The sequence below is a fragment of the Hymenobacter bucti genome (assembly GCF_042681145.1).
GTDB classification, from domain to species: domain Bacteria; phylum Bacteroidota; class Bacteroidia; order Cytophagales; family Hymenobacteraceae; genus Hymenobacter; species Hymenobacter bucti.
In genome coordinates this window covers 812240-838203 of sequence record NZ_JBHUFD010000005.1, presented here as the reverse complement: position 1 = coordinate 838203, position 25964 = coordinate 812240, and the positions used below count along the sequence as shown (strand labels likewise).

25 protein-coding genes, 1 tRNA gene and 1 riboswitch are annotated in these 25964 nt (G+C 60.5%); of the genes, 16 read left to right on the top strand and 10 right to left on the bottom strand.

The annotated features are described in order from the left end of the window. Positions 1-41: 41 nt before the first annotated feature. From ACFSDX_RS15570 to ACFSDX_RS15560, 3 genes are read right to left on the bottom strand one after another with little or no spacing between them, the layout of a single operon-like run. Complete coding sequence (locus ACFSDX_RS15570; protein ID WP_382315128.1) at positions 42-590, bottom strand: hypothetical protein; 549 nt, start codon at positions 588-590, stop codon at positions 42-44. A gap of 12 nt (positions 591-602) precedes the next feature. Continuing rightward, complete coding sequence (gene rocD / locus ACFSDX_RS15565) at positions 603-1856, bottom strand: ornithine--oxo-acid transaminase (RefSeq protein ID WP_382315126.1); 1254 nt, start codon at positions 1854-1856, stop codon at positions 603-605. A gap of 36 nt (positions 1857-1892) precedes the next feature. Next, the gene (locus tag ACFSDX_RS15560; RefSeq protein WP_382315124.1) at positions 1893-2285 is read right to left on the bottom strand and encodes a DUF2314 domain-containing protein; all 393 of its coding nucleotides are present in this window, start codon (positions 2283-2285) and stop codon (positions 1893-1895) included. A 302-nt stretch (positions 2286-2587) separates the two neighbouring features. On the opposite strand from ACFSDX_RS15560, the gene ACFSDX_RS15555 reads away from it, so the two are divergent. The 11 genes from ACFSDX_RS15555 (at position 2588) to ACFSDX_RS15505 (ending at position 9030) form a co-directional block, all read left to right on the top strand. After that, complete coding sequence (locus ACFSDX_RS15555; RefSeq protein WP_382315122.1) at positions 2588-2764, top strand: DUF5522 domain-containing protein; 177 nt, start codon at positions 2588-2590, stop codon at positions 2762-2764. 174 nt (positions 2765-2938) lie between these two features. After that, the gene (gene rpmB, locus ACFSDX_RS15550) at positions 2939-3178 is read left to right on the top strand and encodes a 50S ribosomal protein L28 (protein WP_382315120.1); all 240 of its coding nucleotides are present in this window, start codon (positions 2939-2941) and stop codon (positions 3176-3178) included. Between the two features lie 212 nt (positions 3179-3390). After that, on the top strand, positions 3391-3573 hold the full coding sequence (gene rpmG, locus ACFSDX_RS15545) for a 50S ribosomal protein L33 (protein ID WP_208133098.1): 183 nt from the start codon (positions 3391-3393) through the stop codon (positions 3571-3573). An 8-nt stretch (positions 3574-3581) separates the two neighbouring features. Beyond that, the gene (locus tag ACFSDX_RS15540; protein WP_173116529.1) at positions 3582-3737 is read left to right on the top strand and encodes a DUF4295 domain-containing protein; all 156 of its coding nucleotides are present in this window, start codon (positions 3582-3584) and stop codon (positions 3735-3737) included. Positions 3738-3891: 154 nt separating this feature from the next. Further along, positions 3892-4869 carry a signal recognition particle-docking protein FtsY gene (ftsY, locus tag ACFSDX_RS15535; protein WP_382315118.1) on the top strand — a complete coding sequence of 326 codons (978 nt, stop codon included), beginning with the start codon at positions 3892-3894 and terminating at the stop codon, positions 4867-4869. Positions 4870-4951: 82 nt separating this feature from the next. Then, complete coding sequence (locus ACFSDX_RS15530) at positions 4952-5383, top strand: hypothetical protein (protein WP_382315116.1); 432 nt, start codon at positions 4952-4954, stop codon at positions 5381-5383. 91 nt (positions 5384-5474) lie between these two features. Then, a tRNA-Asn gene (locus tag ACFSDX_RS15525) sits at positions 5475-5548 on the top strand. A 769-nt stretch (positions 5549-6317) separates the two neighbouring features. Further along, positions 6318-6557 (top strand): PID-CTERM protein-sorting domain-containing protein, encoded by a 240-nt coding sequence (locus tag ACFSDX_RS15520; protein ID WP_382315114.1) that lies wholly within the window; start codon positions 6318-6320, stop codon positions 6555-6557. 108 nt (positions 6558-6665) lie between these two features. Further along, complete coding sequence (gene xrtX, locus ACFSDX_RS15515) at positions 6666-7235, top strand: exosortase X (RefSeq protein WP_382315112.1); 570 nt, start codon at positions 6666-6668, stop codon at positions 7233-7235. After that, complete coding sequence (locus tag ACFSDX_RS15510; RefSeq protein ID WP_382315110.1) at positions 7222-7746, top strand: XrtX-associated membrane protein; 525 nt, start codon at positions 7222-7224, stop codon at positions 7744-7746. Before xrtX ends, ACFSDX_RS15510 begins: the two co-directional genes overlap by 14 nt. 135 nt (positions 7747-7881) lie before the next feature. After that, positions 7882-9030 (top strand): T9SS type A sorting domain-containing protein, encoded by a 1149-nt coding sequence (locus tag ACFSDX_RS15505; RefSeq protein WP_382315108.1) that lies wholly within the window; start codon positions 7882-7884, stop codon positions 9028-9030. A 102-nt stretch (positions 9031-9132) separates the two neighbouring features. Here the strand turns inward: ACFSDX_RS15505 and ACFSDX_RS15500 are convergent, their stop codons facing one another. From ACFSDX_RS15500 to ACFSDX_RS15470, 7 genes are all read right to left on the bottom strand, one after another. After that, positions 9133-10392, bottom strand: a complete 1260-nt coding sequence (locus ACFSDX_RS15500) for a TSUP family transporter (protein ID WP_382315106.1) — start codon at positions 10390-10392, stop codon at positions 9133-9135. 154 nt (positions 10393-10546) lie between these two features. Further along, positions 10547-12253: an NADPH-dependent assimilatory sulfite reductase hemoprotein subunit gene (locus ACFSDX_RS15495; protein ID WP_382315104.1), complete on the bottom strand. Its 1707-nt coding sequence runs from the start codon at positions 12251-12253 to the stop codon at positions 10547-10549. 166 nt (positions 12254-12419) lie between these two features. Further along, a complete protein-coding gene (locus tag ACFSDX_RS15490) occupies positions 12420-15323 on the bottom strand; it encodes a TonB-dependent receptor domain-containing protein (protein ID WP_382315102.1) in 2904 nt (967 codons plus the stop codon). A gap of 298 nt (positions 15324-15621) precedes the next feature. Further along, complete coding sequence (locus ACFSDX_RS15485; protein WP_382315100.1) at positions 15622-17436, bottom strand: assimilatory sulfite reductase (NADPH) flavoprotein subunit; 1815 nt, start codon at positions 17434-17436, stop codon at positions 15622-15624. A gap of 160 nt (positions 17437-17596) precedes the next feature. Continuing rightward, positions 17597-18892 carry a sulfate adenylyltransferase subunit 1 gene (locus ACFSDX_RS15480; RefSeq protein ID WP_382315098.1) on the bottom strand — a complete coding sequence of 432 codons (1296 nt, stop codon included), beginning with the start codon at positions 18890-18892 and terminating at the stop codon, positions 17597-17599. 91 nt (positions 18893-18983) lie between these two features. Continuing rightward, positions 18984-19880, bottom strand: a complete 897-nt coding sequence (cysD, locus tag ACFSDX_RS15475; RefSeq protein WP_382315096.1) for a sulfate adenylyltransferase subunit CysD — start codon at positions 19878-19880, stop codon at positions 18984-18986. 9 nt (positions 19881-19889) lie between these two features. After that, positions 19890-20651, bottom strand: a complete 762-nt coding sequence (locus ACFSDX_RS15470) for a phosphoadenylyl-sulfate reductase (RefSeq protein ID WP_382315094.1) — start codon at positions 20649-20651, stop codon at positions 19890-19892. Between the two features lie 300 nt (positions 20652-20951). Next, a riboswitch (SAM riboswitch) is annotated at positions 20952-21045 on the bottom strand. A gap of 130 nt (positions 21046-21175) precedes the next feature. Between ACFSDX_RS15470 and ACFSDX_RS15465 the strand changes: the two genes are divergently transcribed. The 5 genes from ACFSDX_RS15465 (at position 21176) to ACFSDX_RS15445 (ending at position 25872) form a co-directional block, all read left to right on the top strand. After that, positions 21176-21652 (top strand): hypothetical protein, encoded by a 477-nt coding sequence (locus ACFSDX_RS15465; protein WP_382315092.1) that lies wholly within the window; start codon positions 21176-21178, stop codon positions 21650-21652. A 93-nt stretch (positions 21653-21745) separates the two neighbouring features. Further along, complete coding sequence (locus ACFSDX_RS15460; protein ID WP_382315090.1) at positions 21746-22807, top strand: hypothetical protein; 1062 nt, start codon at positions 21746-21748, stop codon at positions 22805-22807. A 66-nt stretch (positions 22808-22873) separates the two neighbouring features. Then, entirely contained in the window at positions 22874-23668 is a 795-nt protein-coding gene (locus ACFSDX_RS15455) for a cytidylyltransferase domain-containing protein (RefSeq protein ID WP_382315088.1), read from the top strand. Positions 23669-23766: 98 nt separating this feature from the next. Then, entirely contained in the window at positions 23767-24624 is an 858-nt protein-coding gene (locus tag ACFSDX_RS15450; RefSeq protein WP_382315086.1) for a transketolase, read from the top strand. 294 nt (positions 24625-24918) lie between these two features. Continuing rightward, positions 24919-25872 carry a transketolase family protein gene (locus ACFSDX_RS15445; RefSeq protein ID WP_382315084.1) on the top strand — a complete coding sequence of 318 codons (954 nt, stop codon included), beginning with the start codon at positions 24919-24921 and terminating at the stop codon, positions 25870-25872. The last annotated feature ends 92 nt before the right edge of the window (positions 25873-25964 follow it).

Here is a 25964-nt window from a genome sequence, read left to right as displayed (position 1 = left end):
AGCGAAGCTCGGTATCGTTGCAATACCCATCGGTGGCCCGGCTACTTCTTCTTTTTGCCGCCGCTAAACAGCGAGTACAGTAGGAACAGCACCACTAGCCCCGCGGCTGCGCAGCCCACGCCCGTGAAGAAGCCCACGCTAAAAATAACGTTGACCAGCGCCCCTAGGCCCGCCAGCAGCGCCAGCACCACCCCAATCACAAACAACCCAATACCCCCTAGGCCGCTCTCAGCCGTGCCTTCGGTCGAGCGGCGTTGGCGCAGGCGGTGCGCCAGCTGCTTAGCCAACGGCTTGGTAATGAACACGTTTGACAAAGCAGGTAGCCGTAGCTGGGCTTTGCGCGGCGGCCGCGGTTCCGCTGGCAGTGGCACCAGCGAATGGCTGGCGGGCGCAGCCAGCGGGGCGGCGGTAGCGGCTGTTTCCGAAGGCCGCGCCGCGGCCACGGTTGCCGTTAGCGTAGTGTCAGCCAGCACCCTAGGGGCGGTGGCAGCTACCGGCACCGAGGTAGCGGGCGGGGTTTGAAACACGAGTTGCTCGCTGCGGCAGCTCGCCAGCAGTAGGGCCGGAGCCAGCCATAAAGGTTTTCTCATGGAGCCTTATACTTAAAAAGCCCGAATAACGTCGGCAATCAGGGCGCAGGCGTCGCGCAGCTCGGCCTCGGTGATGACCAGCGGCGGCGCAAAGCGGATGATATCGCCGTGGGTGGGCTTGGCCAGCAGGCCGCGCTCCATGAGGGCCACGCACACGTCCCAGGCGGTGCGGCCGTCGGGTGTAGGCTTGATAACCACGGCGTTGAGTAAGCCTTTGCCGCGCACCGCGTCTACCAACTCAGGGCATTCGGCTTGTAGCAGGCGCATTTCTTCCCGGAATATTTCGCCCAGGCGCAGGGCGTTACCAGGCAAGTTTTCATCGACCAGCACGTCGAGTGCGGCTTGCATTACGGCGCAGGCCAGCGGGTTGCCGCCGAAGGTGGAGCCGTGCTGGCCAGGCTGAATGGTGAGCATAATTACGTCATCGGCCAGCACCGCCGATACGGGCAGTACGCCGCCGCTCAGCGCCTTGCCAAGGATGAGAATATCGCCGCGTACGTCTTCGTAATCAGTTGCCAGCAGCTGGCCGGTGCGCCCTAGGCCGGTTTGAATCTCGTCGGTGATGAGCAGCACGTTGTGCTGCTTACAAAGCTCCGCGGCGCCTTTGAGGTAGCCGGCGCCGGGCACCACCACCCCCGCTTCGCCCTGAATGGGCTCGACCAGGAAGCCGCACACGTGCGGGTCCCCCAAGGCCTCGGCCAGGGCGCCTAGGTCGTCATAGGGCACCACCTGGTAGCCCGGCACGAAGGGGCCGAAGCCGCCGGTGCTTTCGCCGTCGGTGCTGAAGGAAATGATGCCCGTGGTGCGCCCGTGAAAATTGTGCTCGGCCACGAGGATGCGCGCCTGGTTGGGCGCGATGCCTTTCTCCTGGTAACCCCACTTGCGGGCCAGCTTGAGGGCCGTTTCCACAGCCTCGGCGCCCGAGTTCATCAGCAGGGCTTTTTGATAACCAAAAAGCTCGCAGAGTTGCTGCTCGGCCGGCCCGAGCCGGTCGTTGAAAAACGCCCGGGAAGTGAGCGTCAAGCGCTGCGCCTGCTCGGCCAGCGCCCCAATGATGCGCGGGTGACAATGCCCTTGGTTAACAGCGGAGTAGGCCGATAAAAAATCGACGTAGCGCTTGCCCTCCACATCCCAGAGGTGCACGCCTTTGCCGCGCGTGAGCACCACGGGCAGCGGGTGGTAGTTGTGGGCGCCGTACTGGTCTTCAAGCGCCATCAGGCGCTCGGCGTGGGTGACGAAGTGGGTGGGAGCGGGCTGGCTAGACATAATGGCTATTGAAAATAAGCGTGCAATTATTACTGCTTAACGGTTGCTGCCCTCTATCAGTTTGCCAACGTAATTGCCTTCCTCGGTGCCATCGGGGCGGCTGATAGTCCAATCGAGGATGGCGGCTTCAGTAAAGTTGATAGGCTGGCCTTGCTGATAGGTTTTTACAGTGCCAAGCTCACTTGCTATTTCCCCGCTTACCTGTGCGCCCTGCCACTGCCGCACGCGCACAAAAACTTGTTCCATCACCCCGTCGGGGTCGTTGAGGCGCGTGGTGACAAAGAACGCCTGGCCGCTGGGCAGTCCCTTCAAAAAGCGCCGCTTGGCCTGCGGCAGGGTAGCCCGCGCCTGCTTTACGGCCGGCGCAATGTGGCGGTCGAATGCCGCTAGGGTGGCCGCCGCCTCATTTTCTTGAGCGGCTATCTTCACGGGCCGGTCGGCCGGGGCATTGGGCGCTAGCGTCGCATTGTTAGCCGGTGAAGGGCTTTTTTGAGCCGCGGCCGGCAATGCGAGCAACAGCCCAAGCCCTGTGCACAGTAGCACTAACTGCTTCATATTTACTAGTGGGTTTTGAGGAAAGCGATGGTGCAATAAGCCGGCGCTTTGTAGCCGCAAAGCAAAATTTAGCAAGCGCTTAGCTGCCGAAAGCTACCACCCAGTAGGCCCGCCGCCGGGCAACTACCTTTACGGTGCTCCACAGTAAGCTTCACTGTCAGCACCTGCCTGCTGCCATGCCGTCTGCTGACCCTCGCCTAGCCGCCTTTGCTTCCCAGCCGCTTGAGCCCGGTGACTTTTACTACACGCCGGAAGGCTACATGGTCTTCACTGAGCAGTATCACCGCCGCCGCGGCTTCTGCTGCGGTAATGGCTGCCGCCACTGCCCGTGGCGCAAGGAGGAGAAGCAGTAAAAGGGTGAGGAGATGAGCGAAGAAAGGGCCAGTACCTAGGGTCTTTTTAGCGTTGGCTACGGGCTCACCGCGCCCCTTATTTCTCAATCACCGCCTTACTAATTTGGTAGTTGGCTAAAATTTTCCGATATTTGCGGCCCGTTTCGGAATAGCATCTATTAACCCTTCGATATCATGGCCCGAGTTTGTGATTTGACCGGCAAGCGTACCCGCGTGGGTAACAACGTGTCGCACGCCAACAACAAGACCAAGCGTAAGTTCTACCCCAACTTGCAGAAAAAGCGCTTTTACATCCCTGAGCAAGATGCTTGGGTGACGCTGAAAGTAGCCACCTCGACCATCCGCACCATCAACAAGAATGGCATCATGGCCACCTTGAAGAAGGCTAAGGAGCAAGGCTTTATCACCTACTAGTCAGCAGCTTCTGCTGTTTGCTCGGGCCTAATCTCAGCGCCGGCGCCAAGTTGCCCTAGGTACTACTTGGCGTCGGCGCTGCGGCTGCGTAAGCGGGGCACCTAGCTTGCTGCTTGGCGGCGCGCAGGAGCCAGTCCGACAGGGTTTTGCGGTTTCCCAAAAAAGCCGTACCTTTGCAGTCCTAAAATCAAAAAAGTAAACCCCCCGTCACGATGGCCAAGAAAGGAAACCGGGTGCAGGTTATCATGGAGTGCACCGAGCACAAAAACTCGGGCATGCCGGGCACCTCGCGCTACATCACCACCAAGAACCGTAAGAACACCCCCGAGCGCATCGAGCTGAAGAAATTCAACCCGGTTTTGCGTAAAATGACTGTTCACAAGGAAATTAAATAACCTGAGTCATGGCTAAGAAAGTAGTAGCAACGCTGAAAACTGCCACGGGCAAAGACTGGGCGAAAGTAATTCGCGCCGTAAAATCGGAGAAAACCGGTGCCTACACCTTCAAGGAGGAAATGGTACCCGTAGACAAAGTGCAAGACGTGCTGGCTGGCAAATAAGCCGCGCCACTGTCTGATGACGTGAAAAAGTCCCACCTTCGTGGGACTTTTTTCGTGTTAGGTAGTAGCGCGAAGCTCCGCTTCGCGTTTCCGTTACCAGCGTCTTTCTTTCGCATTCAACGACCCGCGAAGCAGAGCTTCGCGCTACAGCTATATGGGACTCTTCGACTTTTTTAAGAAAGACAAGGAAAATAAGGAGCAGCAGCAGGCCCTCGACGAAGGTTTGCAGAAAACGAAGACTAACTTCTTTGACCAGCTCAGCAAGGCCGTAGTGGGCAAGAACACGGTGGATGAGTCCGTGCTCGACGACCTTGAAACGCTGCTCGTGCACGCCGACGTGGGTATAGACACGACAGTGAAAGTCATCGACCGCATCGAGAAGCGCGTGGCCCGCGACAAGTACGTGAGCACCAACGAGCTCGACCGCATCTTGCGCGAAGAGATTGTGGGCCTGCTCGATGCGCACGGCGATACCACCGGCTCGCGCGCCATCCTGGACCGGCCCGATAGCCCCGGCCACCCCTTCGTGATTATGGTGGTAGGCGTGAACGGCGTGGGCAAAACCACGACCATCGGCAAGCTGGCGCACCGCTTCCACTCGGCCGGCAAAAAGGTAGTCCTAGGGGCCGCTGACACTTTCCGGGCGGCTGCGGTGGACCAGCTCATCGTGTGGGGCCAGCGGGTGGGCGTGCCCGTTATCTCGCACGGCATGAACACCGACCCCGCCGCCGTGGCCTACGATGCCGTGCTGAAAGGCGTGGAGATGGGCGCCGACGTGGTCATCATCGACACCGCCGGCCGCCTGCACAACAAGGTGAATCTGATGAACGAGCTCAGCAAAATCAAGCGCGTGATGCAGAAGGTCATTCCCGAGGCGCCGCACGAGGTGTTGCTGGTGCTCGACGGCAGTACCGGCCAGAACGCCTTTTTGCAAGCCAAAGAGTTCACTCGCGCTACTGAAGTATCGGCCCTGGCCATCACCAAGCTCGATGGTACGGCCAAGGGCGGCGTGGTTATTGGTATCAGTGACCAGTTCAGCATCCCGGTGCGCTACATCGGGGTGGGGGAGAAGATGACCGACTTGCAACTCTTCGACCGGCACACCTTCGTCAATTCGCTGTTCAAAAAGTAGCCTAGGGCGCCGGCCTGTCCGGCAGCCCAAGGAATAATTTGGTGGCGGCCGGCGTTGTGGCCGAGTCTACTTTTTTTTATTTATGCGCGGCTCCCTTCTGTTACCCCTGGCGCTGCTCCTCGCCGCCTGTGGCTCGGCCACCACGACCCAGACGATTCCGTCGATTTCGTTCAGCACCCAGCTCAACATAACCAACCAGCAGTACCAGGCCCTGCGCTTCGACAACGGTGTGGTGGCATTGCCTGCCAGCGGCCTCAACGGCGGCGGCGTGAAGGGACTGCTGGTGGTGCGGCAGAACGCGAGCACCTACTTGGCCTTCGACCGTAACTGCCCCTACCAGCCTTACGATGCTTGTTCCACGGTGAGTCTTGACCGCTCGCGGCTGTTTTTTCGGGATAGCTGCTGCAATTCACAGTTCGACTTTCGGGGCAACGTGACGGGTGGGCCGGCCCAGCGGCCCTTGCGCCAGTATTCTACTAGTTTGAGCGGCAACTTGTTAACGATTACAAACTGATTTAGCGAACATTTTTTGCTGTCTTGCTTGCAAATTCAAAAACGCCCTTCCTATCTTTGCAGCCCGAAAGCGCCGGTTTCGGATACAAAAAGCTTCCTTAGCTCAGCCGGTTAGAGCATCTGACTGTTAATCAGAGGGTCCCTGGTTCGAGCCCAGGAGGGAGCGCTTTTAAACAACAAGACCCGCTGAAACTCAGCGGGTCTTGTTGTTTATAGCCAGTTCTGGCCCCCTAGGGGCCGCGAGGCGGATTTTCTGCTTACTGATTTTGCGGGTAACCTAGCCCTGCGGGTTGGTGAGGGCGAGTAGATGGACGCTGGTGGCCAAGGCATGCAGGTCAACGACATGTTCGACCTAATTAAGTCTTGGCGGTGTACTAGTTAGCCCTAGGTGATTACTGAGGGGTAGTTGGGCATTAGTTTAGCTTGAGGCTAGGCGACGGTAAATTAGTCGCTGGCTGAGCTAGGGTAGATGGTTAAGCTCTGCGGCTGGGCGGCCACTGGCGCAGCCTGCGGCAGGCGGGCTGTGGTAGTGGTGTCGCACACCGCAAACTCGGGCAGTAAGAAGCCGTGGGCAGTGGCTCGGTCGATGCAGCGTACCCCTGCGTAGCCGGCGGCGCCCTAATGACCGGGTGAGGTTGGCAGCGGCCACGGCTCTGTCTCGCACGTCCTTAACGGTAGTTCGGGTGGTGCCAGTGGTTGAGGGCTGCACCCGGTAGCCGTTGACATAGGCAGCTTTTCAGGCTAGGTGCACGTTTATTTTGGACCCAGCCAGTGACCTATTTCCAAAACTTAGTGTTGCTGCGGCCGGCCCGCTGAGCACGAGCAAAAACCTGCTTGATTGCAAGGTAATTGAATTTTGCTTGGAAAATTGGCAGCTACTAGCTGAACACTAGCGGGTAGGCGGTAACTAAATAACTTGTTACCGAATAATTAACATGTCTTTTTATAAGTTTTTGTTGCTTTATTTACATTCTCAAATTTTACCCTTAAACCCTCTGCTCATGCTTCGCTTTCTACCGCTCGTAGCACTGCTTCTGTTTGCCTTGACTAGCCACGCGCAGCCTGGGTCGGGTGGCCCCACTCCCACGGGCGTTCCTATTGATGGTGGCATCTCGGTACTGCTTGCAGGCGGGGCAGCCTACGCAGTCCGTCGGCTGCGCAAACGCCGCGCCTAGCTTCTTCATACTCATCTCCTTAGCTGGCTGCTGAAACGGTAGCTGGCTAGGGAGATAGTAGCTTGCTTAATCTTGCTGCGGCTCTGGGCGCCAAGGCTTTTCTTGCGTATGTCACCCACTCTGCCACCTTCTTCGCCTCGGGTCTCGTCGCCGCTGCTCCGCTTTGCGCTGCTGGCTGGGGGGCTCTACCTACTCTGGTTCTTGGGGTATGAGCACTACCTGGCCGCTGATGGCCGCCTCGATGCGGCCCTGACTCATAACCTGGCCACCGTGTGCGCGGCTGGGCTACGGCTGCTGGGCTACGATGCCACCATATCGGGCGGAGCCCAACCACTCATCAGCTTGGCTGGGCGGCCGGTGGTGTTTATTTGGCATCCGTGCAACGGGCTGGTGCTCTACGCGCTGTTCAGTGGCTTTATTGTGGCCTTTCCGGGGCCATTCCGGCGCAAGCTATGGTTCATTCCCCTAGGGTTGTTTCTGATTTACAGCCTTAACGTGCTGCGCGTTATTGCGCTGAGTTTCAACAAGTATTACGATTACCAGTCGGCTGATTTCAACCACCACTATACCTTCACGGCTGTGGTGTACGCTGGTATCTTTGCCCTCTGGATGTGGTGGGCCACGCGGGGAGCTACGGCCGCGCGCCGCCCGGCCACGGAGTCGTATGCCGCCGCTTAGTCCGGTGCCGGCTTCGGAGTCTCGGCTGGCCCATGCCCTAGGGGGACTTTCGGCTACGCGGCTGGCCATCAGTCTCGTGTTACTAGGGCTGCTGCTGAGTACGCGCCTGTATGAGGAAACACTTTACGCGTGGTTGGATGCGGCTTGGCAGCAGCTTACGCAGTTGCTACCGGCGGCGGCTTACCTCGACCAAGTAGCGGGCAGTAGCGTGCGGCCGCTCATGGAGCGCCCCCATACCGTGGCAGCCGTCTTGCTCTTTGCCGCTGGCTACGTGGCACTAAGCATGGGCCTGCTTTGTGCGCTGCTACCCAAGGGTGAAGGCTGGCGGTGGGGGCTGCGTCTGTACGGCGGCATTGGGTTGCTTAGCCTGGTGTTGCTGCTGGCGGGCCGCGCGGCGGGGCAACCGCTGCTCACGGTCTTGGCCAGCCGGCTCTTGCACGGGCTTTTATCGCCGCTGCCCGTGATGGTGCTGGTGCCGCTGCTGCGGTGGCCTGGCGCACGAGTAACCTAGGCAGGGCGTAGCCAGATTGAAGTAGCCAGGCAAAATAACTGCCGGCTCATCAGCTATTACGGAGGCGCTGGACCAGCTGCGGTGCCTGAGGACGCGGGTCTTCGGGGCGCAGCTAGTATCTGAACCTCTTGCGCAATGATTATTCTATACGCTAGCCTATTTGCTTATGCTCAGCGCGTTGGCGCCCGCGCGCACCTAAGAAATACCGTGCGGCGGGCGGCGCTCGGGCTTTGCCTGGGCCTGCTGGCTTTGGCTGCCCAGGCGCAAGTAAAGCCGCAGCTGCAACTCGATTTGCAAGGCGCGGCCGATGAGCTTGTCGACCAAGCTTACGTTTATGAGCAAAGCGGCGCTACCACGGGCTTCGACTCTGAATACGACGCGGTAAAAATGCTGAATAGCAGCGGCCTGAACTTGGCTAGCTTTACCCAAGACGGGCAGCGGCTGGCCATTAATGCGCTGCCGCTGCCGACGCTCGCCGCCCCGCTCACGATTAGCTTGTTTGTGGGCGTTCCCAGAGATGACCAGTATACTTTGGTGGTCAGTAGGTTAAGTTTGATTTCGGCTAAGGTGTTTCTAATTGATGCGCAGCAGCAAACCCGTCAGCTATTGACGCTCGGAACTACGTTCTCTTTTTCCTTGGCGGAGGCGGTGCCCGGGGGTAGCTACGCCACTAGTACGCGGTTTTCGCTGGTTTTTGAGCCTACCGCACCCACTCCTTTGCCCGTAACTCTGGTGGCCTTCACCGCTCAGCGCCAGGGAGGCGACGGTCTTTTGGAGTGGACCACGGCCTCGGAACAGCAAAATGCTTATTTCCAAGTAGAAAGCAGTTCGGATGGTCGCACCTTCACGGCGCTGGGGCAAATAGCCGGGACCGGCACGAGCACCGGGCGCCATACCTATCAGTTTCGGGATGCAGACTTGGCCCGCTACGCAGTAGCTCAGGTCTATTATCGCCTGCGGCAGGTCGACACGGATGGCACTGGCGTGTATTCGTCGGTGCGCCTGCTTGCCGTGCCGGCCATGGCACTCGGGGTTACGGCTTTTCCAAGCCCCGTGCCGCCGGGCCAGCCCCTGCACGTGCTGGTGCGCACGGCCACGGCTGGCCCAGCCTGGCTGCACATCACTGATGCGCAAGGGCGCCGGGTCGGGCAGCGAGCTCTCTCTCCAGCAGCTGGAACCAGCACCATTACGTTGCCGGAGGCCGCGCAATGGGCTCCCGGTCTGTATCTCGTGCACGTGCAGCAAGGGGCGCAGCAGCAGTTTGTGAAGGTATCGAGGCCATAACGAGCCGGCCCCGGTTGCCGAGCATCACAAGATGCCGGCCTCACCACCTAGGCTGCCCCAAGCTAGCGCAGTGCCCCCTGCCCTGCAAAGAGCCAAGCAGGCCTACAGCAGCTTGCGTAGTGTCCAGAGGCTCCAAAAAATAACCATGCTGCCTACGCCGATAAACATCCAGCGGGTGGGCAGGCGGCCGGCGAGGCGGGCGGCGATGGGCGCAGCCGCCACGCCGCCCACAATGAGGCCTAGCACGATTTGCCAATGCTTGAGGCCCAGCACTGAGAAAAACGTAACGGCGCTGGCGAAGGTCACGAAAAACTCGACCAGACTCACGGTGCCGATGACGTAGTTGGGCGTGCGGCCGTTGGCGATGAGTGTGCTCGTGACCAGGGGCCCCCAACCGCCCCCACCAAACGAGTCGAGGAAGCCGCCCGCCCCGGCTAGCCAGCCGGCATTCTTCACCTTTTTGCGCTGCTGCGTCTGCTTCTTGATGGCCTTGCTGATAATGCGGATGCCCAGGATGAGCAGGTACAGCGCCAGTACCGGCTTGAGATAAGCCACATGCTTCTCGCCCAGGCGGGCCAGCAGCAGCGCGCCGGCAATGGAGCCGGCCACGCCGGGCAGCACCAAGACCTTGAATAGCTTCTTATTAACGTTGCCGAAGCGGTAGTGATTGTAGCCCGAGGCGCCGCTGGCAAACATCTCAGCCGTGTGAATGCTGGCGCTCACCGAAGCCGGGTTCAGCCCCAGCGTCATCAGGCTGATGGCTGACACGATGCCGTAGCCCATGCCCAGCATGCCATCAATCATTTGGGCTATAAAGCCCACAGCCACAAACGTGTAGAACGTACCCGAGCTGCGCGCCACGCCCCACGCCTGCTGCCAGGTGAAGTAATACGACAGGATATTGAGCACCAAAAACCCCGCAAACGCCAGCAGCGCCCAAGTAGCCACGCGCCGCCAGAAGACGGTGGCCTCCGTCTCTTCGGCGGGGCCAAAGGCGGCCACGGCGTGCAGCCGGCGGGCGGCAGCCCCGGCCCGCACGCGGCCGTGCAACTCGGTATCGGGGGTGGCTACCAGCACCAGGTCGTGCCCGGCTAGGTCGGTGGGCTCAAAGGCGCGGCGCAGCACCTGCACCTGCGGGTGGCGCTGGGTGAGGGCCGTTAATTCGGGCAGCAGGCGCGGGGCCACCACCGTTACGCAGGCCGTGGGGTGCTCGGCGAGCACGGTGCTGAGCTGCGCCAGGGCTTCGGTGCCGCCGCCCACCAGCAGCACCCGCCGCTGATTAAGGTCCAGAAATACCGGCACGGCTGCGCCCGCGGGGGCGGCAGCGTCGGCAGCAGCGGGCATAAGCAGGTCGGTAGACATAATTGACTGGTAAAGTAGTGCTTGGATGTGGTTTTGGGGTAAGACTACAATTGTCATTGCGAGCGCAGCGAGGCAATCGCACCTATTAAGCCTCGTCTTAATGCGATTGCTTCGCTACGCTCGCTGACAACCATACCCCGTCCATCAATCTGCGTTAAGCGTGAAAATCGAGCCCCGCCACGGTCGCCTTTACCACGCCTGTCCGCACCACAAAGTCGCCAAACGACTCGCCGGCTTCGCGCTCGGTGGCATAGGCGGCGAGCAGCGGCGTGAGCTCGCGCAGGATGCCGTCCTCGTCGAGCATTTCGCGGTAGAGTTTGTTGAGGCGGTCGCCGTGGTGGCTGGCGCCCAGGTAGAGGTTATAGCGGCCCGGTGCCTTGCCTACTAGGCCGATTTCGCCGAGGTAGGGGCGGGCGCAGCCGTTGGGGCAGCCCGTCATTCTAATCAGAATGCTGTCCTCGGCCAGGCCGTGGGCACGGATAACGGTATCGAGCTTGTCGAGCAGGCTGGGCAGGTAGCGCTCCGCTTCGGCGAAGGCCTGCGAGCAGGTATTGAGGGCCACGCAGGCCAGCGCGTCGCGTCGCAGGGCCGTGAGTTGCTCGGCTTTGGGGGCCGCGCCGTGCTTTTCCAAAATCTCTTGCACGCGCAGGCGGTGCCCTTCTTCGATGTTGCCGACGATAAGGTTCTGGTTGCCGGTCAGGCGAAAATCGCCGGTGTGGAAGGTGGCGATTTCGGCCAGGGCCGACTTCACCCCATAGCCCGGACGGTCGAGGATGCGGCCGCCTTCGATGAAGAGCGTGAGGTTGGAGCGGCCGCTCAGGCCCGGCGCCCAGCCAAAGGCATCGCTTGAGCTGGTGAAACGGAACGGCTTGGCTTCGGCTAGGGCGTAGCCTAGGCGCTGGTGCAGCTCGGCCACGAAGGCGGGCAGGCCCACGCGGTCGAGGGTGTACTTGACGCGCGAAAACTTGCGGTTTTCGCGGTTGCCCCAGTCGCGTTGGATGGTTACGATTTTTTCGCACACATCCACCACGTCGTCCACGGCCACGAAGCCGATGAGGTCGGCCAGGCGCGGGTAGGTTTCATTCATGCCGAAGGTCATACCTAGGCCGCCGCCCACGGCCACGTTGAAGCCTAAGAGCTTGCCATCTTCCTCGATAGCAATGAGTCCTAGGTCGTTGGCGTAGATGTCGGTATCGTTGTAGGGCGGCAGGGCCAGCGCGATTTTGAACTTGCGCGGTAGGTAGGTGTGGCCGTAGATAGGCTCGTCGTCCACGGCCTCGGTGGTTTCTTGCAAGTCGCCGCCGCCGTCAATCCAGATTTCGCGGTAGGCCGTGGTGCGCGGCGTGAGGTGCCGGCTGATTTCCTGAGCCACACCCACGATTTGCTCGTGCAGCGGCGACTCATGCGGGTTGGTGTTGCACATCACGTTGCGGTTCACGTCGCCGCAGCCCGCGATACTGTCGAGCAGCACCTCGTCGAAGCCCTGCACCGTGGCCGCTAGGTTGCGCTTGAGCACGCCGTGTAGCTGGAAGGCCTGCCGCGTGGTCAGCTTGAGGGTGCCGTTGCCGAAGCGGTCGCTGAGCTCGCTCATGCGCGCCCACTGGCTGGCTGAGCACACGCCGCCCGGCACCCGCACCCGCATCATAAACGAGAACAGCGGCTCTAGCTTCTGGCGCTTACGCTCGCTATCGAGGTCGCGGTCAGCCTGTTGATACGAGCCGTGGAACTTAATGAGGTGCGTATCATCGGGGTTGAGCGCGCCAGTGAGGCGGTTGCGCAGGCTATCGGCGAGCGTACCGCGCAGGTAGCGGCTGGCGATTTTGACGTGCTCTACTTCGGAGTGGTTGGAGGGAATGGACATTATTTTAATTATCAGTTATCAATGAGCAATTATCAGGGGGTATGTCAGTGGCTGATTATCAATGAGCATTGGGAGCTAGTCGCTTGGTAATTACAGCGTACCGCGAGGCGACTGTTGCGACCGCTCGAAAGGCTGATAATTGATAGTTGCTCATTGATAATTGACCCTAGTGCAAAACAGTATTATCAAACGTCAGCGTCACGTAATACAATCCCCCCAGCGTCGGGCCGGCCGCATATTGCACGTAGCGACGGTTGAAAACGTCCGTCGCGCCGAGCTTGATGGTCGTTTTTAGCGTCGGCACACGCAGGTTTACCTGGGCATCGAGGGTGTTGAAGGCGGGCACCTGGCCGTTGGCCAGCGGGCTTTCCCAGTAGAAGCTGGTTTGCCAGTGATACACCACGTTGAAGCCCACGTTGCGCACGATTTCGCGGTTGCCGAAGGAGGCGCTGCCGGCCCATTTCGGGGTGTTGAAGCCGGTTACAAACACGTCCTGCTGGGTGTTTTTCGAGAGGTTATTATAATTGATGTTACCGCCGACGGTGTATTTCTGGAAGAAATTGTAGGTCAGCCCTAGGGTCGAGCCGTAGCTGTTGTAATTCTGGCGCGAGTTGGTGTACACGCGGTAGCGGTCCTGGCGGGCGTCGCGGTTGGCGCGCAGGGCGGCGAGCACGGCGGCATCGGTACCCACGGCCACCTGGCCGCCGGTGGCGTCCTTGGGCACACTCACTTCTACCTGACCTAGGAAGCCCGAGTAGACGTTGTAATACGCATCGGCGTCGATGGATAAGCGATTGTCAAACAGCACGCTGCGGTAGCCAACTTCGAAGGCGTTGATTTGCTCGGGCTGTTCGGTGGGCAGGTTGGCTACTACTAGTAAGCTGCGGTTTTGGGCCAGTACGGCGGCTTGGGCAGCAGTGCTGCCGGCGTTGGCGGCCACGTAGGCGTTCACGGCCGCGTTAAACTGGTCGATGCTGGTGCGGGTGTACGAGTTTTGGAGGTAGTTCAGGCCCTCGTTCACGCGGGCCAAGCCGCCCACGCGGCGCACGTTGCCGTTGTTCACGAAGGACAGCGCCTCAAAAAGCGAGGGGAAGCGCCAGCCGTTTTGGTACGAGGCCCGGAAATTGTGCTTCTCGGCCACCGTGTACACGGCCGCCAGGCGCGGGTTGACCTTGGCCGTAAACTCGGGGTTGTAGTCCACCCGCACCGAGGCAGTTAGCTTTAATTTGTCATCCAGCAAGAGCTTAGAGCCCTGGGCAAAAGCGCCAAATTTCTTGTAATACACGAAGTTGCCGCCCGGCTGGTTACGCTCGGCCAGCGGTAAGGTAAAGTCCACGAAGTTGTTGCCATCCGGGATAATCTGGTAGATGCGGGCATCGGCGCCCACCAGCACGTCCAGGAACTTGATGCGCTCGCCGAGGTTCCACACGCCATCGGCGTGGTAGGTGCGGCTGTGCTGCGAGAGCGCCGCCCCACCGGGGATGGGCGCACCCTTCACGTTCACGCCGCTGTCCCAGTTATTGGTGCTGATAATCTGTGCTTTGAGGGCGTCGAAGGCGGCGGTGCCGGGCTCGGCGCGGCCGGCATCGGCGGCGGCGCGGGCGGCCTGCATAGCTGGTCCCAGGCCGGTGCCGGCGGCCAATTGGCTTTGCAGCGCGGTGCTAAACTTGTTGCCCCACACAGCGTTCGAGCCGTTTTGCAGGTCCAGGTTCAGCGCCAGCGGGTTGAGGTTGTACGAGTTACCCGTGTTCTCCAGCAGCGTGTAGGCGCGCACAGTAAAGTCTTTGCCGCGCAGCTCCAGCTTGTGGTTTTGCACCGTCACGCCATTGAGCTGAATCTTGTTGCCGCGCTGAAACACGCCATCCATCAGCCCGAAGCGGTAGCCGTAGCTTAGCTCCAGGGCGTCGGTCAGCTTATAAGCTACCGTGGCATCGGCCTTGATGTTGCGCACGATGGGGTTCACCAAATCGCGCTCGTAGTAGCCCGTGCGCGTCACGGTAAACGCCTGGTTGCGACCCTGGTAAGGAATCGTTATCGACAGCGACGAGTTGGTGTCGTCGCCGTAGCGGTTCCACAGGTCGGCGGCTGGGTTGGAGGCGCCTGATAGCTCTGGGAATGCTGGGTTAGAGGTCGAAAGCCCCTGCGGGTTCTGGTCGGTTTGAGTGTTGGAGAGCCAGTCGGTACCGCGCAGGTAGTCGAGGTTCACCTTATAGGCCCAGCGCTTATCGGCCCCCAGGGTCTGTGCCCAGCGGATGGCGGTTTCGGTGAGCACGCTCGGGTCGCGGTCGCGGCCGTCCACGTGGTTCACGCCCACTTTCTGGTATACGCTGAGGCCCTGGTAGGTAAAGGGGCTCTTGGTGGTGAGGTTGGCCATGCCGTTGATGGCGTTCATGCCATAGAGGGCCGAGGCCGCGCCGGGCGTGATTTCCACGCTGGCAATATCGAGCTCGGTCGGCCCGATGGCGTTGCCCAGCGGCACGCCTAGGGTGGCCGCCTGCATGTCCACGCCATCCACGAGCTGCATAAAGCGGAAGTTATTGGGAATATTAAAGCCCCTGGTATTCGGCACTTTAAACGTTAGGCTGCTAGTGAGCATCTGCACGCCCTTCACGCTTTCCAGCGCGTCGTAGAAGCTCGGCGCGGGCGTTTCCTTGATGGCCCGAATGTCGAGCTTCTCAATCGCCACCGGCGACTTCAACCGGCTTTCCTCGACCCGCGAGGCCGACACTACGACCTCATTCGTGAGCACGCCCCGCGAGTCGAGCGCCACCGAAATGGGCTGCTGGGCGCTGGTAATCTCCAGCTCCTGGGTATCGTGTCCGATGGCGTTGAACACGAGCACAAATGGGTAGCGCAGCTTGGCCTTAAAGGCAAATTTGCCATCCACATCGCTCTGGGTGCCCACGCTGCCGCCCTTCACGCTGACGCTCACGCCGGGCAGCCCTTCCTGGCCACCTTTTTCGCGCACTACGCCACTGATGGCAATCAATTCGGTTTGGGCGAACGCCGGCGTGGCGCTAGCAGTGGCCACCACCACGGGCAACCAAAAGGCGGAATAATGTAGTTTCATCCTGAATATAACTTGCACTAGTTGAGTTGAATAAGCCCAATTTCAAGGTCGGGCTAGCAAATGGCTGACCGATACCCTAGGTACCCCGGCGCGCCAGTGGCAGCTTCAACAACAACAGCTTCCGGCGAGGCAGAAAGTGGCAAGTGGATTCAGGAGGAAAGCGGATTTCATGGTATAAGGTGCGGAGTTTAGCTCTGCCCGTTGTTGAGTAATGTGCTAGTTGGATGGGTGGGAATGGGTAGTGTGGCTAGTGCGGGCGCCGTAGCGCGAAGCAGGGCTTCGAGCTACGGCTCGCCGGCTAATACACGTCTTCTAAATATCGGCGCTGCTTACGCAGGTTCTTCACGTAGGCGGTCGCATCCTCGGCCGAGAGGCCGGCTTCCTTCTGCACCACTTGGGTAAGGGCAGCTTGCACGGCGCCACCTAGGCGGTTTTTATCGCCGCACACGTAGAGCTGCGCGCCGTTTTCGAGCCAGCCGAATACGTCACGGCTAGCTTCGAGCAGGCGGTCCTGCACGTAGACTTTCTCGGCTTGGTCGCGCGAGAAAGCCACATCGAGCCGGCTCAACGTGCCTTTTTTAAGGTGCTGCTGCCACTCGGCCTGGTAGAGGAAGTCGGTGGTAAAGTGCGGGTTACCGAAGAGTAGCCAGTTGCGGCCGGCCGCGCCGAGTTCCACGCGCTCTTCTACAAAGGCTCGGAAAGGTGCAATGCCCGTGCCCGCGCCAATCATAATAATGTCGGTGTCGCCATCCGCCGGCAGGCGGAAGTACTCGTTGTGCTGCACGTACACCCGCGCTGTGTCGCCCACCGCCACGCGGTCGGCCAGGAAAGACGAGCACACGCCGTGCTTCTGCCGCCCGAAGGCCTCGTAGCGCACCGCGCCCACCGTGAGGTGCACCTCCTCGGGGTGCGCCAGCAGGCTGCTCGCGATGGAATACGCCCGGCTGGGCAGCGGCCGCAGTACATCGGCCAGGGCCTGCGCGGTGAGCGCGCCGGAGGGAAATTCTGTGAGCAAGTCGGCCACATCGCGGCCGTAGAGGTATGGTTGCAGGCGATTTTGGTCAGTCAGCAGCTCTTGTAAGCCAGCGTGCGGGGCCAGGGCGGCGTAGCGCTCCAGCACGTCGCGGGTCAGCACGGTGAGCTCGCGGTGAGTGGCCAGGGCGGCGGCCAGCGGCAGGCTTTCGCCGTCCACTTGCACGGCGGTGGTGTCGCTGAGGCGGGCGGCCAGCAGCACTTCTTCCACCAGCGGCAGGTGGTTGGCGGGCACCACGGCCAGCGCGTCGCCGGGCGCGTAGTGCAGGCCCGAGCCGGCCAAGTCCAGCTCGATGTGGTACGTCTCCTTGTCCGAGCCGCGACCGTTAAGCTGAATGCTTTCAAGTACTTTGGCTGGCCAGGGGTTTTCGGCGGTGTACTCGGTAACAACATCCGCTACCACAGCAGCTGGGGCGGTCGAAGTAGCCGTAGTAGTAGCGGTTTCACCAACCGTGCCCGCGCTCGTCAGCGCGTTCAGTACGTCTTCTACCCACTGGGCGGCGGGCGCTTTATACGCCACGTCGGCATCCACGCGGTCAAGCAGGCGGGTGCCGCCTAGCTCGGCCAGTTTCTGGTCGAAGTCCTTGCCGGTCTGGCAGTATTGCAGGTAGCTTTTGTCACCTAGGGCGAATACGGCGTAGCGCAGCTTCGGTAATTTGGGTGCCCTAGGGCCGTTGATAAAGGCGTGCAGCTCCTCGGCCGAGATGGGTGGCTCGCCCTCGCCGTGCGTGCTCACTATCACGAGCAGGTTCTGCTCCTGCGCCAGCTGCCGCGGGGCGTAGTCGTTCATGTCGATTACCTCGGCTTTCAGGCCTTTGGCGGTGGCGGCATCGGCGGTTTGCTGAGCTATTTTCTTGCCGTTGCCGGTGTGGGAGCCGTAGAGAATCGTAAGCTTCTCAATGGCCGGGGCAGCGGTAACTGGCGCCGCTACGGCCGCCGGGGCCGCTGCTACTCCGCCGCCCGCGCCCGTGGCTTGGCCGTAGAGGTAGCCACTCAGCCACACTAGCTGCTGCGGCGAGAGGCCCGCCGTAAGGTTTTGCAAAGCCGCTTCGTCGAGGGTGGCAGGTAGGATAGGAAGCATCTTAGTTGATAGTCTGTTATAAAAGTTGTGAGCTCGTCGCTCGTGTTACCCCACCCCCGGCCCCTCTCCTTCGGGAGAGGGGAGCCTGACGACTGCGAACGTCGGTTGGCGGTCAGCTCCCCTCTCCCGAAGGGGAGGGGCCGGGGGTGGGGTTATGCGTCTAAATCGAAAACGCCGGCTCCACCGCCATTTCCTGCGTGAAATACTCCGCGTCCGTAGCCGTCACCAGTCCCGCTGCTAGCGTGCTGCCCGTCTGCTCGTCCACTAGAATGAATGCGCCCGTCTGGCGGTTCGAGCGGTACTCGTCTACCACCAGCGGCACGGCGGTTTTCAGGCGCACCCGCACAATGTCGTTGAGCTTGGCCTCGTCGGTGCCCACGCTCTCGAAGGTTTCGATATTGGTTTTCTGCAAAATGGCGGCTACCGAAGCCTTTACCACCGCCGAATGGTGCTGCACGAGCAGCTTGCGGCCGGCCTTTAGGGGCCGCTCGTCCATCCAGCAGAGCGTAGCCTCAAACTCGCGCACCACGGCTGGGTACGTGTGCACTGGCACAATAGAATCGCCGCGGCTGATGTCGATGTCATCGCGCAGGCGCAGGATTACGCCCTGCGGTGCTTCGGCGCTGGGCACCTCTTTTTGGCCCACCTCGATGGCTTCGATGGCCGTTTCCAGGCCCGAAGGCTGTATGCGCACCTTGTCGCCTACCTTATATACGCCGCTCTGGATGCGCCCCGCGTAGCCGCGGTAGTCGGGCAGCTCTTCGGTCTGGGGCCGGATAACGTACTGCACCTGAAAGCGCGGCTCGTGCGGGTTGGCGTCGGCCACGGTGGGCACGCTCTCCAGGTGCTGGAGCAGGCTGGGGCCGCCGTACCAGGGCAAGCTGGGCGAGTGGCGTACCACGTTGTCACCATTCAGGGCGCTCAGCGGGATGGCGATGACGTGCGGCAGCTTCAGCTGCTGCGCCACGGCCTCGTATTCGGTTTTGATTCGCTCAAACACGGCCTCATCGTTGCCCACCAGGTCCATCTTATTCACCGCCAGCACGAAGTACCGGATGCCCAGCAGTGAGGCCAGCAGCGTGTGCCGCCGCGTCTGCTCAATCACGCCCTGCCGCGCATCGACCAGCACGATGGCCAGGTCGGCGTTGCTGGCGCCCGTCACCATGTTGCGGGTGTACTGCACGTGGCCCGGCGCGTCGGTAATGATAAACTTGCGGCGCGGCGTAGTGAAGTACTTGTGCGCCACGTCAATCGTGATGCCCTGCTCGCGCTCGGCCTTGAGGCCGTCGGTGAGCAGCGCCAAGTCTACCGAGTCGCTGTTGGTGGCGTTGCGCTTCTTTTCAAGCGTCGCCAGCACGTCGAGCGATACCGAGTCGCTGTCGTAGAGCAAGCGCCCGATGAGCGTGCTCTTGCCGTCGTCGACGCTGCCGCAGGTGATAAATCGTAGGAGGTCCATTGGTGAAATGGTGAGGTGGTGAATTAATGAGTGAAGGCGGGAGAAGCGAACGGCAGAAAACTCACCGACTCATTACTCACTATCTCACCAGTTAAAAATATCCGTTGCGCTTACGGTCTTCCATGCCCGTTTCCGAGAGGTTGTCATCGAGACGGGTGGCGCCGCGCTCGCTCACCTTGGCTACCAGGATATCCTGGATGATGTCGTCAATCGTGGCGGCGTCGCTTTCCACGGCGGCCGTGCAGGTCGAGTCGCCCACGGTGCGGAAACGCACCTGGCGGGTCACAATTTCGTCGTCTTCATCGATGGTGATGTGCTCGCTCAGCCCTAGGAGCTGGCCGCTGGGCAGCACCACGCACTCGCGCTCATGCGTGAAGTAGATGTTGGGTAGCTCGATGTTCTCGCGCTGGATGTAGTTCCACACGTCGAGCTCCGTCCAGTTCGAAATGGGAAACACGCGCACGTTCTCACCCTTCCGAATGCGGCCGTTGTAGATGTTCCACAGCTCGGGGCGCTGGCGCTTGGGGTCCCACTGCCCAAAGTCGTCGCGCACCGAAAAAATGCGCTCCTTAGCCCGCGCCTTTTCTTCGTCGCGCCGCGCCCCGCCGATGCAGGCATCAAACTCAAATTCCTCAATCACGTCGAGCAACGTGTACGTTTGCAGTGGGTTGCGGCTGGGGTATTTGCCGCCCGGCTCCACCAGTCCGCGCTCCCGAATGGTGTCTTCCACCTTGCGCACGATTAGCTTTTCGCCCAGCTCAGCCGCCAGCTTATCGCGGAAAGCCAGCACCTCGGGGAAGTTGTGGCCCGTATCGACGTGTACCAGCGGAAATGGAAACTTGCCCGGCCGGAACGCCTTTTCGGCCAGCCGCGTGAGGGCAATCGAGTCCTTGCCGCCCGAAAACAGCAGCGCCGGCCGCTCAAACTGGCCCGCCACCTCGCGCATAATGTGGATGGCCTCGGCTTCTAATCTATCTAAATAATCCATCGTAGTTCGTTATTCTTTAATTGATTCTACCACCGGGTCAAAGCCTTGGTGCTCACCGGCCGTGCCGTGCAGGCCGCACTCCTTGGCGGCGGCTTCCTCCCACCACCAGCGGCCGGCCCGGAAATCCTCGCCCGGCTTGATGGCCCGCGTGCACGGCGCGCAGCCAATGCTTACGAATCCCTTAGCATGCAATGGGTTAACTGGCACGCCGTGCTCTTGGGCGAAGGCTACGCACTGCGCCCAGGTCCAGTCGTGCAGCGGGTGCACTTTCACTAGGTTGTGGCCCGCGTCCCACTCGGCGGGGTCCATCGTCTGGCGGTTCTGCGACTGCTCGGCGCGGATGCCCGTGACCCAGGCCTGCTGCCCGGCCAGCGCCCGACCTAGGGGCTCCACCTTGCGGATGTAGCAGCACTCCTTGCGGTTTTCGATGCTCTCGTAGAAGCTATTTGGGCCCTTTTCGCGCAGCAGCTTTTCCACGCTCGCCGTTTGCGGAAACACTACTTCAATGGGCTTGTCGTAGCGCAGCAGCGTCTTATTCCAGGTCGAGTACGTCTCCTGAAAATTGCGGGCCGTGTCGAGCGTAAATACCCGAATGGGCAGGTTGTTCTCAAAAATAAAGTGCGTAAGTATCTGGTCTTCTAATCCAAAAGAGGTCGAGAACGACACCTTGCCGGGGAAACGCTCGGCCAGTAGGGCCAGCGTTTCGGGCACCGAGTGCTCAGGTACGAAGCGGCGCAGGTCATCGACCTGTTCCTGAATAGATAATTCCATAACAACGATGAGAAGAGGGGAGGGGCTGCCCGGCCCCCGCTAGGGGCGAGCCGGGACCAGAGCGCGAAACCAGCCCGTAGCGGCAACTACAGCCCGGCGACCCGCCGCCGGCTCGGTGGGACGGCCGCGGCGGAAGAAGCTAGTAAACCCGCTAAAAATGAAAAGGTTTATGCGCGACAGCCAGCCCCGCCGCTCGCTACACAAGCGGCCGGCCCCGACGTACAACAACACGCCAGCAGCAAAGTGGGGGCGGACAGGTACACGGGACGGAGGGTAGAAAAGCAGCGCACGGCAAACTTGTTTTTATATGACCAGGACTTGGCACCGTTCTAGCAGGTAGCTAGGGGTTGCCGGCGTTTCGTCGAGCCTGTCTCTCCACGCCTCTTTATAAAAACAATCCTTCAGGTGATGAGGAATTGATGGGGCAAAGGTACGGCGCCGGATTTTAAACTGCCAAGCCAGCTAAATTTCGCTTTTTATCTCCGCTCCAGCTTACTTTCCTCCGCGCTCTTATCTTAGTCTTCATGAAACCCTTCCTGATTTTTGGCTGGCTGCTGTTGCCGGTGGCCAGCTTCGCGCAGCAGGCGCCGGCGCCTAGCCCAGCTTCTGTCGCTGGCGCCAAGCCGCCTATTGTGCTGCCGCCCAAAAAGGCCAATGCCATCTTGGTGCAGCGCCGCGACAGTGGCCTTGTGGCTCTTACCGCTCTTATGCAAGGCCTGGTTAATCGCGGCTATGTTATTAAGGATGTCAACCGCGAGCAACTGACGGTGCGCACCGAGCCCCGCGCCGTGTCGGAGGTGGGGGCCGTCGTACTGACTGGTGCCGTGCAGGGCCGGCAATTTGTGCTCACCGGGGCGTTTGCCCCGGAGCTGGCCAGCCGCCGCTCCACACCCATTAGCTACACCGGGGAGGAGCGCCACGACCGCGCTTCCGAAGCCTGGGAAGAGCTGGTGAAAGCGGCCGGTATGCTGGGCGGCAGCCTCACGTACCGCACGCAATAGCTACAGCCGCGGCCTATGTAGTGGCCGCCGCGCGCACCCCGCCCGAACGGGCGGGGTGCGTTGTACTTTTGTGTTGCTTTTACGTAATTTTCAGTGAAGAAAGCACTTTACTTAATTGGTTCGCCCAACCAAACCACGCAGATGCGCGGCGTGGCCCAGCTACTCGAAGACGAATACGAGCCGTATTTCAGCCAGCTTTACTACGATGGCTGGATGCGGGGCTTCTACAAGTGGCTGATTCGCAATAATGTCCTGACCGGTACCATCGTGCAGGGCCACATCAAGGAAAAGGCCGACAAGTACCTGGCGCAGCACGAACTGCGCAACGACTTCGAAAACCGCGTATTCGGCCACGATTACGACCTCATCGTGTGCTGCTCCGACATTATCGTGCCCTGGCCGCTGCTCGCCAAAACCAAGTCGGTGTTTGTGCAGGAAGGCATGACCGACCCGCTCAACCTGTGGGCGCGGTTCGTGAAGAAGTTCACCAACTTCCCTATCCTCACCATCAGCACGGCGCTGAACGGGATGAACAACTGCTGCGATATCTACTGCGTGGCCTCGCCGGGCTACGCCGAGCACTTCGCCAAAATCGGGGTCGACAAGCACAAGCTGGTCGTGACGGGCATTCCCAACTTCGACAATATCGAGCGGCTGCGCCATAACTCGTTTCCGCACCGTGGTTATGTACTGGTGGCCACCACCGACATGCGCGAAACCTTCCGGCCCGACAACCGCAAAAAGTTTATCCAGCACGCCACGCGCATTGCGGCCGGCCGGCCCATGGTTTTCAAGTTTCACCCCAATGAGAACATGGAGCGCGCCACGGCCGAAGTCAAGAAGTACGCGCCGCCCGGCACCGTTATCTACACCAGCGGTAATACCGAAGAGATGATTGCGAACTCGGTAGAACTCGTAACGCAGTACAGTACAGTGGCCTACGTGGGGCTGGCCCTAGGTATCCCGGTGCACTCCTACTTTGATGTGGACGACCTCAAGCGCAAGCTGCCCGTGCAAAACGGCGGCATTAGCGCCCAGCGCATTGCCGACATTTGCCGCCAGTTCGGGCAGTTTGCGGGCACCGGGCCCGAGTTTTTGCGCCAGTACCAGTCCGCCAGCGCCCAGCCCACGCTCATGAGCGCCGCGGCTCACTAGCTGGGAACTTAACAACGAAGCATGTTGCGTTTTGTGCCAAATATATTACGTTTTATACTCTAACCCATGCTCACGCTAATTCAGGCCCGCCGCGGTTCCTCCCGGCTGCCCGACAAAGTAAGCCTCGACCTGTGCGGCCAGCCGCTATTGGTGCGGCAAGTCGAGCGGGTGCAGCAGGCGGCTAAAGTAGGCCGGGTAGCCGTGATTACGACCGATGAGGCGGGCGATGATGCCCTGGCCGCGCTGTGTGCGCAGCATGGCATTGCGGTGTTTCGGGGCTCGGCCCTCGACCTGCTCGACCGCCACTACCAGGCCGCGCGGCACTTTGGCGAAACGGAGGCCGTAGTAAAAATTCCGAGCGATTGCCCACTCATCGACCCCGCCATTATCGATAAGGTCCTAGGTTACTTCGACGCCACCCAAGGGCAGTACGACTTCGTGAGTAACCTGCACCCCGCTACTTATCCCGACGGCAATGACGTGGAGGTAATGACCTTCGCGGCGCTCGAAACCGCTTGGCGCGAAGCCCGGCGCCCGCTGGAGCGCGAGCACACCACGCCGTTTTTTTGGGAAAACCCCGCGCGTTTCCGGCTGGCCAACGTGGCCTGGGAAACGGGCCTCGACTACTCGATGTCGCACCGCCTCACGATTGATTATCCGGCCGACTACGACTTTATAAAGGCCGTGTACGAAGCGCTTTATTCTGCCAATCCTCGGTTTGGGCTGGGCGATATCCTGGCTTTATTAAAACAAAGGCCGGACATTTACGCCTTGAACGCCGACCTGGCCGGCGTGAACTGGTACCGCAATCATTTGGACGAGCTTAAAACCGTGGATTCTGCCCAAACTAAAGCTAAGTAGGGTGCGGGGCTTGCCCCCGCCCAGTCGCTTGGGTTGGCAATAAAGTACTTTCATTTTACCGTTCAACGACGGGCGGGGACAAGCCCCGCACCCTACGTATGACTTCTGAAAAACAAAACGAGCTAAAAGAACTGGCCCTGCGCGTGCGCGAGCACATCGTGCGCCTCAGCACCGATGGCGGCTGCTTCACGGGCGCCTCGCTGAGCTGCGCCGACCTGCTGGTGTATCTCTACGCCGACTTTCTTAACGTGCACCCCGGCAACCTGCAAGACCCCGAGCGCGACTACCTTTTCCTGAGCAAAGGCCACGACGTGCCGGCCCTCTACGGGGTATTTGCCGAGCTGGGCTTCATGCCCAAGGAGCGGCTCAACAACCACTTGAAAACCAGCGACAGCATCTACTGGCACCCTAACCGGAGTGTGCCGGGCGTCGAGTTTCACTCGGGCTCGCTGGGCCACCTGCCGAGCGTGGCCCTGGGCGTGGCGCTGGATGCGCGGATGCGCGGCCAGAACCAGCACGTCATCGTCATCACCGGCGACGGCGAGCTGAACGAGGGCACTTGCTGGGAAGCCGTGCTGGTAGCCAGCGCTCACAAGGCCAACAACCTGACCTTCGTAGTTGACCGCAACCACTTCCAGGCCAACATCGCTACCGAAGATTTGATACCGCTGGAGCCCCTAGGTCCTAAATTCGAGGCGTTTGGGGCCGAGGTGCGCCGCATTGATGGCCACGACTTCGTGGCGCTGGAAGAAGCGTTTTTGGCCCTGCCCTTCAGCGACACCAAGCCTTCGGTCATCATTTGCGACACAGTGCGCGGGCGCGGCCTGCCCAGCATCGAGCGCCGCGCTGACCGTTGGTTCTGCAACTTCAGCAGCGACGAGGTAACCGAGCTGCTCAAGGAACTGCACAGCCAGGAAGCCACCACGCTCACCAGCGAAACCCTCACCGTCCGCTAAAATCGCAGATTTAACGGATTTAACGGATTGCACAGATATGCCCCGCTGCGCGGGGCTGACTATGTGGGCGTTGGCCGTTTGTTTGCTGTCTGCTGTCTGTCATGCAGGCGATAAAAGCGCTGCAAGTAGTAAGATTAAGTCGGCTCTGCTTGACTCAACTGAACTCAAATCGAGCTGAGTTGAGTCAAGCAGAGCCGATTCTTCCCCATTCTCTCGTCTGATTTCACTCGCCTAGTCAGCCCCGCGCAGCGGGGCGTATCTGCGAAATCCGTTAAATCCGTTAAATCTGCGGTCATGAATTACGAACAGCTTATCCACGAAACGGCTCTGGCCGACGAGCGTCTCATTGTGATGACGGCCGAAAACCGCGCCCTCATCCGCAACCTGCCGGGGCCGCTGGGGCTGCGCTTTATCGACACCGGCATCACGGAGCAAACCATGATTGGCGCGGCCGCCGGCCTGGCGCTGCGCGGGCGCGTGCCGGTAGTGCACGCCCTGGCCACGTTCCTCACGCTGCGGGCGTTCGAGTTTATCCGCACCGACGTAGGCATTGCCAACCTGCCGGTGAAAATCAGCTCGTTCGTGCCCGGCTTTTTGTCGGATGGCAACGGGCCTACGCACCAGGCCATCGAGGATATTTCGCTGATGCGCGGCATCCCGGGCATGACGGTTTTTGCCGCCGCCGACGAGCAGGACATGCTCGCCATGCTGCCCGCCATTTGGGCCTCGCCTAGCCCGGCCTACGTGCGCGTCAACACCCGCCCCGCCACCTACCAGCACGCGCCGTTTGAAATCGGCAAGGCCGAAATCGTGAGCGAAGGCCACGACGTGACCATCCTTACCTACGGTATGCTGTTCGAGCAGGCGCTCGTTGCCAAGGACTTACTTGCCGAAGCCGGCTACTCGGTGGGCCTTGTGAACCTGCGCAGCCTCAAGCCGCTCGACAGCGAAGCAGTGCTGAACGTGGTGCGTAGCGGTGGGCTCGTAGTGACCCTAGAGGACCACTTCCAGACGGGCGGTCTATATTCCATCGTGGCCGAGCTACTGCTCGAAAACGAGCTGACCGCCAAAGTGCTGCCGCTGGCACTCAAGGAAAAGTGGTACAAGCCCGGCCGCCTGAGCGAAGTGCTCGAATACGAAGGCTTCACGGGCCAGCACATTGCCCGCCGCATCGGCAAGAAGCTGGGTGATAAGCAGCACGTTTTCAACGAGAAAACTGAGGTAGTTGAAAACGAATTTGCCGAGTAATTTTTAGTTAAAACCATCATGTTGAGCGTAGCCGAAGCATCTCTACCGCCTCGTTGATAGGCGTAGGTAATTACTGCGCCACGCGAGATGCT